The 13,925-nt window shown below is 72.3% G+C and carries 13 protein-coding genes; 5 read left to right on the top strand and 8 right to left on the bottom strand.

All coding sequences use genetic code 11. The features are described from left to right. Positions 1-16: 16 nt before the first annotated feature. Together AB5J73_RS41965 and AB5J73_RS41970 are read right to left on the bottom strand one after the other, a co-directional pair. On the bottom strand, positions 17-1,312 hold the full coding sequence (locus tag AB5J73_RS41965; RefSeq protein WP_370964644.1) for a GNAT family N-acetyltransferase: 1,296 nt from the start codon (positions 1,310-1,312) through the stop codon (positions 17-19). A 191-nt stretch (positions 1,313-1,503) separates the two neighbouring features. Then, a complete protein-coding gene (locus AB5J73_RS41970; RefSeq protein WP_370964646.1) occupies positions 1,504-2,211 on the bottom strand; it encodes an alpha/beta fold hydrolase in 708 nt (235 codons plus the stop codon). Between the two features lie 97 nt (positions 2,212-2,308). On the opposite strand from AB5J73_RS41970, the gene AB5J73_RS41975 reads away from it, so the two are divergent. The 3 genes from AB5J73_RS41975 to AB5J73_RS41985 all read left to right on the top strand — a co-directional run bounded on the left by AB5J73_RS41975 (position 2,309) and on the right by AB5J73_RS41985 (position 7,580). Then, entirely contained in the window at positions 2,309-3,301 is a 993-nt protein-coding gene (locus AB5J73_RS41975) for a helix-turn-helix transcriptional regulator (protein ID WP_370964648.1), read from the top strand. A gap of 48 nt (positions 3,302-3,349) precedes the next feature. Next, complete coding sequence (locus tag AB5J73_RS41980; RefSeq protein WP_370964650.1) at positions 3,350-4,537, top strand: hypothetical protein; 1,188 nt, start codon at positions 3,350-3,352, stop codon at positions 4,535-4,537. Positions 4,538-4,790: 253 nt separating this feature from the next. Next, positions 4,791-7,580, top strand: a complete 2,790-nt coding sequence (locus tag AB5J73_RS41985) for a LuxR C-terminal-related transcriptional regulator (protein WP_370964652.1) — start codon at positions 4,791-4,793, stop codon at positions 7,578-7,580. 21 nt (positions 7,581-7,601) lie between these two features. Here the strand turns inward: AB5J73_RS41985 and AB5J73_RS41990 are convergent, their stop codons facing one another. From AB5J73_RS41990 to AB5J73_RS42010, 5 genes are all read right to left on the bottom strand, one after another. After that, positions 7,602-8,654 (bottom strand): hypothetical protein, encoded by a 1,053-nt coding sequence (locus AB5J73_RS41990; RefSeq protein ID WP_370964654.1) that lies wholly within the window; start codon positions 8,652-8,654, stop codon positions 7,602-7,604. 250 nt (positions 8,655-8,904) lie between these two features. Next, positions 8,905-9,462, bottom strand: coding sequence for a hypothetical protein (locus AB5J73_RS41995; protein WP_370964656.1), 558 nt, complete (start codon positions 9,460-9,462; stop codon positions 8,905-8,907). Positions 9,463-10,024: 562 nt separating this feature from the next. Next, positions 10,025-10,354: a DUF3253 domain-containing protein gene (locus AB5J73_RS42000; RefSeq protein ID WP_370964658.1), complete on the bottom strand. Its 330-nt coding sequence runs from the start codon at positions 10,352-10,354 to the stop codon at positions 10,025-10,027. A 61-nt stretch (positions 10,355-10,415) separates the two neighbouring features. Then, on the bottom strand, positions 10,416-11,138 hold the full coding sequence (locus tag AB5J73_RS42005) for an anti-sigma factor domain-containing protein (RefSeq protein WP_370964660.1): 723 nt from the start codon (positions 11,136-11,138) through the stop codon (positions 10,416-10,418). After that, complete coding sequence (locus AB5J73_RS42010; RefSeq protein WP_370964662.1) at positions 11,095-11,763, bottom strand: RNA polymerase sigma factor; 669 nt, start codon at positions 11,761-11,763, stop codon at positions 11,095-11,097. Before AB5J73_RS42010 ends, AB5J73_RS42005 begins: the two co-directional genes overlap by 44 nt. 167 nt (positions 11,764-11,930) lie before the next feature. Between AB5J73_RS42010 and AB5J73_RS42015 the strand changes: the two genes are divergently transcribed. Both AB5J73_RS42015 and AB5J73_RS42020 read left to right on the top strand, forming a co-directional pair. Further along, the gene (locus AB5J73_RS42015) at positions 11,931-12,761 is read left to right on the top strand and encodes a DUF4397 domain-containing protein (protein ID WP_370964664.1); all 831 of its coding nucleotides are present in this window, start codon (positions 11,931-11,933) and stop codon (positions 12,759-12,761) included. Further along, positions 12,758-13,426, top strand: a complete 669-nt coding sequence (locus AB5J73_RS42020) for a class F sortase (protein WP_370964666.1) — start codon at positions 12,758-12,760, stop codon at positions 13,424-13,426. The genes AB5J73_RS42015 and AB5J73_RS42020 overlap by 4 nt, the downstream gene beginning before the upstream one ends. Here the strand turns inward: AB5J73_RS42020 and AB5J73_RS42025 are convergent. Further along, on the bottom strand, positions 13,387-13,914 hold the full coding sequence (locus tag AB5J73_RS42025; protein ID WP_370964668.1) for a hypothetical protein: 528 nt from the start codon (positions 13,912-13,914) through the stop codon (positions 13,387-13,389). The genes AB5J73_RS42020 and AB5J73_RS42025 overlap by 40 nt on opposite strands. Positions 13,915-13,925 lie beyond the last annotated feature (11 nt).

Here is a 13,925-nt window from a genome sequence, read left to right on the forward strand (position 1 = left end):
GGTCAAGCTCGCGCACTCACGACCGGTCGACGGGTTCGTCTCCCGGCTGGGCCGCGATCGCCGCGCGGCCGGGCAGGTACAGGCTGAGGTACGCGAGGTCGGGCGCCACCCGATCGGACTGGGCGCCGGCGCGCCGCATCGCACGGATCATCGGCGTGTTGGCCTCCTGGGCGATCGCGACGACCGCCGTGCTCCCTTCGGCGCGTGCCAGCGTCACCAGCCGGTCGAGCAATGCGGTTCCGACGCGCTTGCCCTGCCATGCGTCCTCGACCAGCAGGCCGAGCTGCGCGCACCGGCCGCTCCGCACCAGCGTCGCCATCGCGATCACGGTGCCGTCCGGGGACTCGGCGACCAGGACGCGCGTCGCCTTGTGCCGCAACAGGGACTCCAGCTCCGGCAGGCCACCGCCACGGTAACGACGAGCACGGGCCTCGGCACTGCAGCGGACGTGCATCGCATCGATCGCCGCGACGTCGGAGATCGTCGCCCGGCGGATGACCACCTCCGCACCGGACGTCGAAGCCACCGGTGCCGGACTCCGCACGAGCCGGCTGTGGAGCTCGAGCGCGGCCCTGGCCCGGGCGAACTCCGCGGGGGTGAACGGCAGCAGTGGCCGCGTCACCACCACCTGACGGCCATCGGCGTCCACCAGCCGCACCGACGTCCCGTCGAAACCCTCACCGAACCTCTTGCGGCCCGCGGGGAGCTTCGACTCGACTTCGCAGTCACCCAGCACCGCACGCAGCAGCGCGGTCAGATCGGCTTCCGGCGTGGCGGCGATCGTCAAGATCCGGGTCGGCAGGTCGACGAACTCGTGCACGTCCGCCGGCACGACCTGCACCTCCCGGCCACCACCCAGTTCGGCGACCGCGGCGATGTCCGCCGCGGTCGCCCCGTCCGGAGCGCGGACCAGGAACTCGTCCACCACACCGTCGGGCACGGTGAGCACCTGCAGCGCCACGATGTCGAACCGGTGCGCCGCCAACGCGGCCGTCACGCCCGCGAGGCTCCCCGGCACGTCCCGCACCGTGGCCCGAACCCGCCACGCCATCCCGGTCTGCGGCGGCCGCGCGGCCACGGCGCGGCGCACGGGTGCCCGGTGCGTCCACCACCGCCGCCAGGCCGCGGTGAGGATCAGCAGCCCGCCCAAGGCGAACAACACGACCGGCCCGACCCGGTTGTGCGACAACGTGCTGACGAACAGATCGGCGACACCGGTCGCGATGAAGAGAGCGGCCAGTTCGATCAGTTCACGGCTCATCGAGGTCTTGGCGCGCTTCGCGGATTTCGGCGGTCCCTCGGTTTCGGTCATGCGGCCAGGATCGGTGCCGTCCGTTGCCCCGGCGTCGTCGTGCTGTCACGATCCAGTTAACGGACACGCCCAGCCCGATGGCAGCTGCGCCCGAGCGGGCGGAACCGGCCGCTGTCTTGTCCACAATGGCCGGTCGAGCTGACCGCGTTCGACGTCAGGTGCGTCTCCAGCGGGGGGGGCGCCGGGGACGTTCAGCCCACCGAAGATTCCGGTCGGACCGGATCGGCTGCCGCAGCGAGCAGCCGGGCGAGTTCGGCCGGCCGGGTGTGCATGGGCCAGTGTCCGGAGTCGAGGTCGACGAAGTCGAGGTGCTCGACCCGCGCGAGTTCGGCCACGTCGCCGGCGTTGATCCACTCCTTGGCCTGTGCGGGAGTGAACTCGGGGCACACCACGACGACGGGCACGGCGAAGCGTCGCTCGTCGGTCAGCCGCACGATGCCGGTGGCCACGCCCTCGGGAACCGGGATCGCTGCGGCGGCGAAGGCGCGCCTGGCCTCCTCGTCCAGGTCGGCCGAGTCCAGCCCGGCGAACGGGTCCCAGCCGGGGAAAGGCATGACGCCGTCCCGCAGCTCGAAGAAGTCGGCATAGGGCTTCCCGTCGCCGGCCGGGAAGCCACCGACGAGGACCACCTTGGAGATCTTTTCCGGACGCGCGTCCGCGGCCATCCAGGCCAGGGTGGCCGCAGCCGAGTGCCCGACCACCACGGGCTTGCCGGAGGCTGCGTCCACGGCGGCGAGCACGGCCGCCACCTGGTCCTCGAGCGTGGCGGAGGTGGATCCGCCGCCCTGGCCGGGCAGGGTCAGCGGCACGGGGCGATGGCCGTGCGACCGGAGCGCGGTCGCGACGTCGTCCCAGGTGGATCCGTGGAGCCACAGTCCGGCGATGAGCAGGATGTCCATGATCAGGTCTCTTTCTCCCGTGCGGTCGGGTGTCACGCTAGAGCCGATTCCGGACAATCCGCTTCCGGTTCACGGTCTGATCGACTAGCTTGCCCGGGTGCCGAGCGAACTCAGTCCCACCGCCCGGGCGCTGCGCACCCTGGAGATCCTCCAAGCGCGCCCCGGCACGACGGCCGGCCAGCTCGCCGAGAAACTGGGAGTCACGGAGCGAGCCGCCCGCCGCTACGTCGGGATCCTCCGCGAGGCCGGCATCCAGGTCGAATCGGCCCGCGGGCCACACGGCGGGTACCGGCTCCGGCGGGGAACACGGCTGCCGCCGATCGTGTTCACCCAGGCCGAAGCGCTGGGACTGGTCATGGCGGTGCTCGACGGCCAGCCGGCCGCCACCGAAGCCGACGACCCGGTCGGCGCGGCCCTCGGCAAGGTCATCCAAGCGCTGCCCGAGAACGCCGGCCGGCAGGCGGCCGCCCTGCGCGAGCACGCCTCAGCCGCACCCGACCGGCGCTCGGCCCACCCGGATCCGGCCACCACCAGCGCACTCGTCGCCGCCGTCGCCGCCCGGCGACGCGTGCTGATCACCTACCGGAGCGAGACCGGCAAAACGTGGGACGCCGAAGTGGACCCCTGGGCGGTCGTGGTCCGCCACGGGCGGTGGTACCTGCTGTGCCATTCCCATCGCGCGAACGCGGTCCGCACCTACCGGGTCGACCGGGTCCGCGCGGTCGGGCCGACCACGCACGAGTTCGAGCCGCCGGACGACCTCGACCCGGTCGCGGCGCTGGAGGAGAACCTGGGCACCGGCTGGGAGTTCCCCACCCGCGTCGTGTTCGACGCCCCGCCCGCCGAGGTGGCGCCCTGGATCCCGCCTCCCATGGGACGGCTTCGACCGTGGGGCGACGGGTGCCTGCTCGTGGGCAGCACCAGCAATCCGGCGATGTACGCGCAGGAATGGCTGGCTGCCGTGCCGTTCCCCTTCCACGTCCAGGGCGGAGACGAGTTGCGCGCCGCCGTCGCGGAGGTCGCGACCCGGTTCACCGCGGCACTGGCGCCGCAGGAACGGCTTTCCCGCCCGGCAGCGCCGGCGGGGTAACCCGGGCCGACCGGGGCCCGGCCGGCGCCGCCAGGAATCATCTCCTCCATGCCGACTGCCTCACCTCGGGCCCGGGTCCAGCGGACCGAACGCTGGTTCCTCCGGCGCGGGACCCCGACGATGATCGCCGGGTACGGCTTCACCGAGCACATCCTTCCCCGGATGCTGCCCGCACTCGCCTTCGTCATGCTCGCCAGCCTCGCCTGGCTCGTCCCGCTCAAGACCGCAGGCTCCGGCCGGTGGGTCCTGCTCGGTGTCGTCGTCGCGGTGACCATCGCGGCCTGGGTGACGATCTCGCTGTTCGTCCGGCGCCTCCCTCGCTTCTCCCCCGCCGCGACCGTCGCCATCCTGGCCACCTACGCCGCGATGCCGATCGCCGTCCCGCTGCTGCAGCTCGCGTTCGACGGCGCCATCACCCTCCCCGGCGCCCGCGCGCTCGGCGTGCTCGCGTTCCTCGTGTTCTTCGCCGCCGTCTTCGCGGCCACCTACGTCGCCACCACCTACGGCTTCGGCACCCTCGTCCGCCAAGGCATCAAACAGGCGGTCACCGACCTCCGCAACAGCGTGCAGGTCCTCGGCCGCGCCCTGCCGGTCCTGCTCTTCGTCACCCTGTTCCTCTTCTTCACCGGCGAGCTGTGGCAGCTGATGAACCAGCTCGCCTGGTGGCGCCTCACCCTGGTCGTCGCCCTCTTCGGCGCGGTCACCGTCCTCGCCGCGGCCGCCCGCCTCCGCGAGGAGACCGGTCGTGTCGAACAGGACTTCAGCCCGCCCATGCTGACCGCCGCCTGCGCCGGCACCCCGCTCGCCGCCGTCACCCTCGACGCCCCCGTCCGCGCGGTCAGCCTCAACGGACGCCAGAAGCGCAACCTGCTGCTGATGCTCGCCACCCGCCAGCTCGTCCAAGCCGCGGTCATCGGCCTCGCCCTGTTCGCCTTCTTCGTCCTCCTCGGCGTGATCATCGTGACCCCCGCCGCGGCCGAACAGTGGATCGGCTCGGCACCGGCGATCTCACCGCTGCTGCCCGGCGTCCCGGTCGCCCTGCTGCGCAACGCCACCCTGCTCGCCGGGTTCGGCAGCATGTACTTCGCGGTCACCTCGATGAGCGACACCGAGCACCGCAAGCAGTTCTTCGCCCCGATCATCGACGAGATCGAACGCACCCTGGCGGTGCGCGCCGTCTACCTCACGCTCCACACGAACACCGCGACGTCCAGCTCCGCCACAGACCTCCGGTGACACGAACGACCCCGGTGCCGCAGTCGCTTGGTCTGCTCGACGTTGGTCAATCCAGCCCCACCGTGGTGGCCGACCCTGCTGATCGTGTGTGGTCACGGGGCACGTCGGCGCCATGCCGGTCGAGGCTCCCCGTCGGACTTCGCATCCCCCGCTACGTCGTTAGTGTGATGCCGGGTATCCCGGAACACCGCCGGCGTACCTGTGCTCTCGGTGCGGGGAACGCCGGCGCTGGGGGGCGGCCGTGGAGGGTGCGGTGTTGGAGCGCGACGTCGAAATCGGGGTCCTGGACTCGTCGTTGCGGGCGCTGGTGGCCGGCCGCAGTGGGGTCGTCGCCGTGGAGGCGGCCGCCGGGCTCGGCAAGACGTCGTTGCTTCGGCACCTGCGAGAGGCAGCGCGGGCGGCGGGCTGCGTTGTGCTGTCCGCGCGGGGCGCCGAGCTCGAGCGGGACTTCACCTTCGGTGCCGTCCGGCAACTGTTCGAACCGGTGGTGGCCGCAGCCGGCGGCACGGAGCTGTTCACCGGCGCGGCCGGGCCGGCCGAGCGGCTCTTCACCCCGTCCCTCGACACGGCTGACGCGCCCCACTCGCTGTACCCGCTCCTGAGCGGGTTGCACTGGCTGCTGGTCAACATCACCGCGACCGCACCCGCCGTCGTCCTCGTCGACGACGCCCAGTGGCTGGACCTGCCGTCGTCCCGGTTCCTCGGGTTCCTGACGCAGCGGTTGGACAGCGTCGCGGTCCTGGTCGTCATCGCGCGCCGGACCGGCGAAGGGGAGCCCGGTCCGATCGACCACGTTCTGGCCGCCGGCGACGTGCGCGTGCTGGAACCGAAGGGCCTCAGCGAGGCCGCCGTCGGTCAGCTCGCCCGGGAGGTGCTCGGCCGGGACGTGGCGGCCGAGCTGCGGGCCGCGTGCCACGCCATCACCACCGGCAACCCGTTGCTGGTGCGCGAGTTGCTGCGGTTCCTGGGTTCCAGCGACCGCCGGCCGGACGCGACGGCGGCGGCCTCCGTCACGGCCGCCGGTCCCGACGCGTTGCGCCGGCACCTGGTCGCACGCCTGCGCCGCCAGCCCGCGGAGGTGCGGGCGGTGGTGTCCGCGGTGGCCGTGCTCGGTGACGGCACGGACCTGCAGTGGGTGGCCAGGCAGGCCGGCCTGCCGGTGCTCACGACGGCCGCGGCGGCCGAACGCCTGGTCGGCCACGGCATCTTCGAGCACGACAACCCGCCTGCCTTCGTCCACGCCGTCGTCCGGGACGTGATGCTGTCGCAGCTGCCGCTCGTCGAACGCAGCGCACAGCACCAGCGGGCGGCCGGGGTCATGACGGAGGCCGGTCGTCCGGCCGAAGGCATCGCCTCCCATCTGCTGAAAACCATCCCCGACAGCGACCCGGCCCGGGTGACCGCCCTCGTGGCGGCGGCGAACGAAGCCAAGGCACAGGGCTCGCCGGACAACGCGGCCGTGTACCTGCGACGGGCCCTGCGCGAACCCCCACCGCCGGAGCTGCGGTCGGAGGTGAACCGGCTGCTGGGCAACTGCGAGGTCCACCGGCTGGCTCCCGCCGAAGCCGAGGAGCACCTGCGGACGGCGTTGTCCCTGGCGGACACCCCTGGCCAGCGGGTCATGTGCGCCTACAGCCTGGCTCGGCTGCGCAACGCGTGCGGGGCGACGGACGAAGCGATCGAGCTGCTGGCCACGGCCGTCGGTGACCTGCCGCCCGGGGTGCCTGCCGAGGTGGGCGCGGAACTGGAAGCCGAGCTGGTCGGCGTGGCCCGGGCCGACATCGGGTCCCGATCCCGGTTGCTCGAGCACCTCGCGTCGTTCCGCCGCCGACCGGGGCGGTCGCTCGCCGTCGAAAAAGCCCACCTGTCACTGGAATCGATCCTGGCCGGCCCGCCGGCGGCCGAAGCACCCGCGCTGGCCCGGCAGGCACTGGCCGGTGGCCGCCTGAGCCCGGACCGGACCGCGATCTGGGCGGCGGTGCAGACCCTCGTCGTCGCCGACCTGCTCGACGAGGCCGAACGGCACCTCGACCGGGCCCTCGGCACCGCGCTCCGGCGCGGCCTGTTGTTCCCGCTCGCCCTCACCCGGGGTTTTCTCGCCCGCGTCGCGTTCCTGCGCGGTGACCTCGGGCCGGCCGCCGACCACGTGGCCCGGGGAAGCGCGGGCCTGCCGTCGCCCAACTTCGCGGCACCGGTGCTCGACGCGGTCACCACGCACCTGCTGATCGAGGCGGGCCGGCCGGACGACGCCGACCGGGTGATCCACGAGAGCGTGCTCCCGGACGGGGCCGAGCCGCGCACGGTCCTGGACCTGTGGCTGCTGGACGCCCGCACCCGGCTGCGCGCCGAGCAGGACAACCCGCGGGCGGTGCTGGCCGACGCCCTGACCTGTGCGCGGTGTTACCGGCGGTGGGGCGCGCCGGAGCTGCTGGACGTGCCGTGGCGGCTGCGCGCGGGCGAGGCGTACCGCCGGCTCGGCGACCACGAACGGGCCGGGGCGCTGGTCGCCGAGCAGCTGCGCATCGCCCGGTCGTTCGGTGTCGCCCGGCACATCGGCACCGCCCTGCGCGGAGCCGCCACCCTCGCCACGGACCTCGCCGACGCCCGCCGGCTGCTGACCGAGTCGGTCGAACTGCTGGAGCAGAGCCAGGCCCGGCTGGAACTGGCGAAGGCCCTGACCCAGCTGGGGACCCTGCTGGTCCACGGCTCCGACCAGTCCGGCGGGCGGACCGCGCTGGCCCGGGCCGCCGAGCTGGCCTCGGCGTGCCACGCGGCGGCTCTGTCCGACCGGATCGGCCGGGTCACGGGCGGCCGGGGCACCCCGCGCCGGGGAGGTGACCACGGGTTCACCCCGGCGGAACGGGAAGTCGCCGACCTCGCCACGAGCGGCCTGACCAACCGGCAGATCGCCGATCGGCTCCACCTCAGCGCGAAGACCGTCGAGGCGCACCTCAGCCGCGCGTACCGCAAGGCGGGCGTGCGCTCCCGGACCCAGCTCGCGGCGCGCCTGGCCGGCGCGGGACGCCCACCCGGTTCCGGGTGAACGTCCGCGCGCCGGGGGCCGTCACGGGGCGAAGGACGACTGCTGTCCGGTCTGCGTGCACTTCACCGTGTACTTGAACGGCAGCGTCGTGTCGTCGTAGGTGCCGGTCACGACGTAGGAGTTGCCCACGACCGGCCGCGGCTTGGTGAAGACACCGCACCGCAGTCCCTTGAGGGTGGGGCCGTCGAGGGTGACGTCCCCGATGCCGTTGCCGCCGAGCATCGAGTCCCCGTGGGGGTCCACGACGTTGACGCCGTGGGCGGTCCGGGTGACGGGCAGCGTCCCGTCCAGCACCGGGTGGGGCGCGTTCAGGATGTGCGAGCCCCGTGAACCGCGGAGGAAAGTGGTTTTCGGCACCGGCGCGTGGTGGATCTTGTTCGCGATGTCGAGGCCCAGGTAGTCCTGGACCGCGGGCCGGGCGTACTTGACGTAGCTGTCGTAGTCCATCGTCAGCGTGAGGCCGCCGGCGCTGACGTCGAACTCCTCGTACGTGGACGAAACGAACAGGCTCCGCCAGTCGTCGATGACGTGCGTCATCGAGTAGAAGCAGACCGCGAACTGGATCTGGTTGTCCTCGGTCCGCACGTTCGGGCCGATGCTCATGCCGGTGTCCTTGGTGCTCTTGGCGACGTGACTCCACCAGAAGTTCATGAAGTCGGAGACCTTCGGATCCGAGGCGTTGCCGAGCAGGTCGTTCAGCGTCGACCATTCCGCGGCGGCGGCGGGGCCCAGGTAGAGGCTCATGATCGAGCCCATGATGGCCGAGAGGTTGATCGAGCCGCTGTGCGTCGAGTTGGTGACCTGGATGTCCTTGGCCCCGACGATCTCCACGAAGTCGGCGTACTTCGCGATCGCCGAAACCAGCGCGTCGAACCAGCCCTGGTTCTTGTAGAGCCCCGGGTCGCCGATGTTCAGGCCGTTCTGCTGCGCGAGTCCCTTGGCGGCCGTCTGCACGAACAGGTGGGCCTCACTCGCCGCGGTCACCCAGTCTTCGGGCAGGTCCGAGGAGTCGAACGTCAGGCTGTCGTCGACCGAGGTCAACGTCGCCGGAGTCGCACTCTGCAATGTGAACAATTGATTTCCCTTCGGAATTCTTCGCGTTGCCGACATGCACGACGTTATGGCCGTGCACCTCCGGAACACATCAGGGAAACCCCTGCGGCGGCAATCGGAGGGAAACCCCTGCAACGGTGCGATTCAGGAGATATCGGAACGCTGCCCGAAACCGAGCGGGAGTCCGGGTTGGACGGTCGAGCGGCCCGGCGGTGCGGTCAGCTCCGCCGGGCCGCGCGTCGGCCGTCGCGATCCTTCGCCTGCGGAGAACTTACTTGCGGATCATCGGATTGCCGTAGCCGATGACCAGGCCCTGGGCGAACGCGGTGACGCCGAAGGTCTTGTTCAGCAACGCCGCCGCCGGTGCGGTGAGGGCCAGGGTGACACCGGCGGGGGTGGCCGCGCCGATGGTGAACAGGTCGGCACGCGTCCCGAAATCGATCTTCCCGCTGAGCACTCCGCGGTTGAGGTCGATGGTGTAGCCGGTCAGGTAGAGGCACTTGCCGCCCCCGCGCAGCAGCAGGCCGCCCACGTGCTCGATCGTCCCGTCGTTCGGGTTGCCGACGATGGTGAAGCCGAAGACGGTCTTACCGCCGGGGTGGCTGACCCTGGCGAAGACCGGCGACACCTTGACGCCCAGCGACGTGAGCGCTTTCGCGGCGGCCGCGTCCAGCGTCAGATCGGTCCGGCCCTTGCCGAAGTGGTGCCAGCTGTGGTGCGAGACGGTGTGGGACGCGGTAGCCGGCTGAGCCGCCTGAGCCGGTGCCGCGGCGACCCCGGCCATGGCGGCCGCGGCGACGATGGACAACCCGAGCACGCGAAAGCGCATGATGACTCCGTTCTCGTTGCTTCCTGGACACGAGGAATACGCGAGGAGCCGGCCCCGCGGATGCAGCAACCTCCGCCGCGACAGCTCCCCGACGTCGCACCAGGCGACGGCAAGCCTCGACCAGCTCCGGTGGCCGCACGCCGGTGACGTCCGTGGCGAGGATTCCCGCGATGCCGGCCCACGACCGGGCTCCGATGCTGATCCGGCAGTGGTGCGCGGTGCCGGTGCACTGCCACGCCGCCGGGTTGTCGCCGCGGTCGTGCCTCGTCATGACGAAGTGCGCGACGTCGCCGCCGGGCAGCTCACGGACCGCGAACGCGGCGGGCGCCGGCACGGGCGCCGGAGCCGCCATCCGCGACGCCGCCGGCCTGGTCCGGCACCTGGACGACGTCTCGGACGGCACCGCCACGCTCCGCGTACCGGTCAGCCGGTTCGAGGCGGACATGCGCGCCCGCGGCAGCGAAGTCCTCACCGCGGCCATGAAGCCGGTGCGGTGGATCCAGACCACCGCCACCCCGCTCGGCGCGGCGGCCACCCCCGGTTCCGGCCGCGCTGCGACGGCTCAGGTGCTACCGCTCCGGATCCTGATCGGTCCCCGCCATTCCCCGCCGGGGTCGAGAACCCGGTCGCCCTGGGTGATGCGCACCCGCCCGTCCCGGGCGAGTTCCCTGGCCAGCTCACGCGCCCGCGGAAGCAGGGGGCGCCAGTCGTCGGCCACCGCCCGGGCCGCATCGGACGGGCAGGTACTGCTGCCGGCGCCTCGGCCTGCCGCCAGCGCCAAGATGGCGGCCCGCAGCCGGTCAGGCGAGGCCGTCAGCGCAACCCGGGCGTGTTCCGCGCCGGGGCCGCCACCGTCGCGGATGCGCTCCAGCTCCTGCCGCGGTCCGGTCACACCTCCAGGATCGCACCACCGCCGGCGGACCACGAGTCGACGTCGTCCGCCGGCCGCCGGGTCAGGTGCGGAGTTTCCCCTGCAGCATGCTGACCCCGTGTTCCTGCTGCCCGAGCTCCTGCGCGGAAACGTCGACCACCGGGTAGCTGCTCAGGGCCAGGTTGGGGGGCACGGAGACCTCGGCTTCGGTGCCGGCGGTCACCCCGAGGGGGATCATCGTCTTCCCGCCGTCGTACAACCAGATTTCGTACAACCCGGCCGGCGCCGGCATGCCGGACAACTGGACCTTCAGCCGCAGGGCCCCCGAGCCGGAGTCGACGATCCGGACGCGACCGGTCGCGCCCGCCGGGGCGGACACCTGGGGATCCAGCTGCGCCTCCGCGACGACCCGATCTTCCCCACCACCGGTGTTCACGATGATCAGGGTGCCGGCCACGCCGACCGCCGCGGCAGCGGCCGCCACGACCGCGTAGCGCGAGAACCGGCGGCCACTCGCCCGCTCGCCGCCGGGGCGCCGAAGCTCCCGCACCCGCTCACCGTCGTCGTCGGACGGCGGGCCGCTCACCTGACCGGTCTCGGCGGCGATCCGCTCCCAGACGGCTTCGGACACCGGCGGCAGCGACGTTTCCGCGCTCGCTTCACGACCCAGCCCCGCGACGGCACGCAGCGACTCGACCTCTTCGCGGCAGTGGGCGCAGCTGTCGAGGTGGGCGGTGTCCGCCGCGTCGGGGCGTTGCTCGTCAAGAGCGAGCAGCACGAGCCGATCGGGGTCCGGGTGCGGCATCGTTCACCTCCTCCGGTGCGCGGTCGAGCTGAGAGCGCAGGTTCTGCATCCCGCGGCGGAGGTGGCTCTTCACCGTGCCCAGCGGCAGCCCGGTTCGCTCGGCTATCTGAGTGTGGGTGAGGTCAGCGTAGAAGGCCAGCTGGAGGACTTCCCGCTGCGGGTCGGGCAGCCGGCTCAGCCCGTCGACGACGACCAGCCGGTCGAGCACGCGCTCCGGCGATTCGGCCACGCCCTCCTCCGCCGGTGCGGCGGCGGCGATCGCGTCGGCGTCCCGCTGCCGGCGACCACGCGCCCGCAGCAGATCGACGACGCGGCGCCGCGTGATCCCCAGCAGCCAAGCCGGCAACCCCGCCTTGTCCGGGTCGTAGGTGTGCCGGCCGCTCCACGCGGAGACGAACGTCGCCTGCACGACGTCGTCGACGTCGGCGGGATCGCGCAAGCTGGCTCTGGCCAGCCGTTGCACCGCGGGTCCGTGGCGATCGAACACCGCACGCAACGCCTCCGGCTCGCCCGCGGCGAACCGGCGGGCGAGATCGTCGGCTGCGCCGTTCGCCGCGCCATCTTCGGACACGGACGACACCCTAGCCGCAGGCGGCGGCGCGGCGACACCTTCGATCATCAGCATCGTCGGTTCCTCGGTCGGTCGGCACGGGGAGCGCCGGTCGAGAAAGGTACGTCCGCGCGACGACGTGCAGATGCGCGAGCGGGAAAAGGTTCACGTCGCCGCATCCGGCCGGGCGGTTCCGGGCGAATCGTCAAGCACCTGGAACGTCGGCCCCGAAGGAGCAGTTGATGAAATCCCCTCTGCGTTCACTCGCCCTACTGGCCTCGACCGGGCTCCTGGCCACGCTTTCGGTCGCGCTGCCCGGGATCGCGGCGGCGGCCGGCGAGTCGATGGTGTCGGTGGTGCACGGCATTCCCGGCCAGCCGGTCGACGTCTACGTCAACGGGAAGAAGACACTCGACAACTTCCAGCCGGCCGCCGTCGCCGGACCGCTGAGCCTGGCCGCCGGCACCTACGACGTCGCGCTGACCAAACCGGGCGAGGCGGCCACCAGCGCGATCCTGGAGAACAAGAGCCTCGCGGTACCGGGTGGCAAGAACCTCAGCCTGGTCGCACACCTCGACACCGGGGGCAAGCCCGCGCTGACCGCGTTCGTCAACGACACCGCGAAGATCGCCGCGGGCAAGGCGCGGCTGGTGGTCCGGCACACCGCCGCCGCCCCGGCGGTGGACGTCCGGGCCGGGGGCAAGCCCGCGTTCCCCGGTCTGACCAACCCGAAGGAAGCCATGGCCGACCTGCCCGCGGGAACGGTCAGCGCCGACGTGACGCTCGCCGGAACCGGCACCGTCGTGCTCGGTCCGAAGGATCTGGACCTCGCGGCGGGCACCTCGACCATCGTGTACGCCATCGGCTCCGCCGACGCCAAGACGCTCGCGCTCACCGCGCAGACCATCAAGGACCTGGGCGGCGCGCCCTCCTCGATGCCCACCGGCACCGGCGGCCTGGCCGCCGACGACACCGCCACCTGGTGGCCGGCGCTGTCGGTGAGCGGCGTCGTGCTGGTGCTCCTCGGCATCGTCCTGCTGTTCCGGCGTCGCGCGGAGAACCAGCCGCGGTGAACCGGGACCGACGCGGCGGTGCGTCCCGGCAGTTCGCCGGGACGCACCGTCCCGCAGCCATTGCGCTCATCACCGCCGGGGTACTGGCGATCGTGACCGGAACCCTGCTGGCCAACGGGATGGAGCCGTCCGGCGGCCCGGCACCGATCGTCACACGGCTGGAGCAACCGGCTGCGCCCCCACTCACCGGATCCGCGCGACCGGCCCCGGATGAACCGCCGGTCCGGCCGGTGCGCCTGAGCATCCCCCGGATCGGCGTCACGGCGAAGGTCACGCCCGCGGGGGTCGACCAAGCCGGCGCTTTTTCGGTCCCGCCGAGCGTCGACACCGTCGGCTGGTACCGGTTCGGGCCGGCCCTGGACAGCCCGGCCGGCTCGCTCGTGATCGGCGGTCACGTCGACAGCGCCTCCGCCGGCCCCGGCGCGTTCTTCCGGCTGCGCGAACTCGATCCGGGTTCGACGCTGTCGCTGACCGGCGAGGACGGGGCGACCCGTTCCTACGTGGTCGTCGCCCGCGAACAGATACCCAAGGACGAGATCGACCTGCAGCCGTACTTCGCCACCACCGGAAGTCCCCGCATCACCCTGTTCACGTGCGGCGGTTCCTTCGACCGCGTGGCCAGGAGCTACCGGGACAACATCGTCGTCACCGCCGTACCGACGTGACGCAGCCCCAGCCGGATGGAGGTCACCGCCGACAGCCCGATGTCCGCCGTCAACGCGCGTAGGTGGGGAGCTCGATCGCGTCCGCGGGCGGGAGAAGTCCGGCGAATCACCCATCGCGTCGAGCACGCGCGGTGTTTCCCAGCCGGCGCCGGCGTAGGTGCGGCGCAGGAAGTCTTGCTGTGCGGGCAATTGCCGGCGGTCGAGCCCGGGACGCGGGTCCAGGAAGGACAGGCTGGCGCGGGTGGTGCCCTGGTGGTCGGGGCGGAGGAGGACCACGCGGCGGCCGGGGGGGCGTTGTACCAGCGGGCCCGGCGTTCGTCGGAGGTGGTGCGGGGAATGGTGAAGTAGGCGGTGTAAAGGCCGAACGAGCGGGTGCGGGCGAGGTCGGCGAAGACGTAGTCGATGTCGTCTCGGGTGTGCTGGTGAAGCAGGTCGGCGAGGGCGGGGCCGGCGATGCCGGCGCCGGAGATCAGGATGTTGCGGGACAAGGAAATTCTCT

It is taken from the genome of Amycolatopsis sp. cg9 (assembly GCF_041346945.1).
Classification (GTDB): domain Bacteria; phylum Actinomycetota; class Actinomycetes; order Mycobacteriales; family Pseudonocardiaceae; genus Amycolatopsis.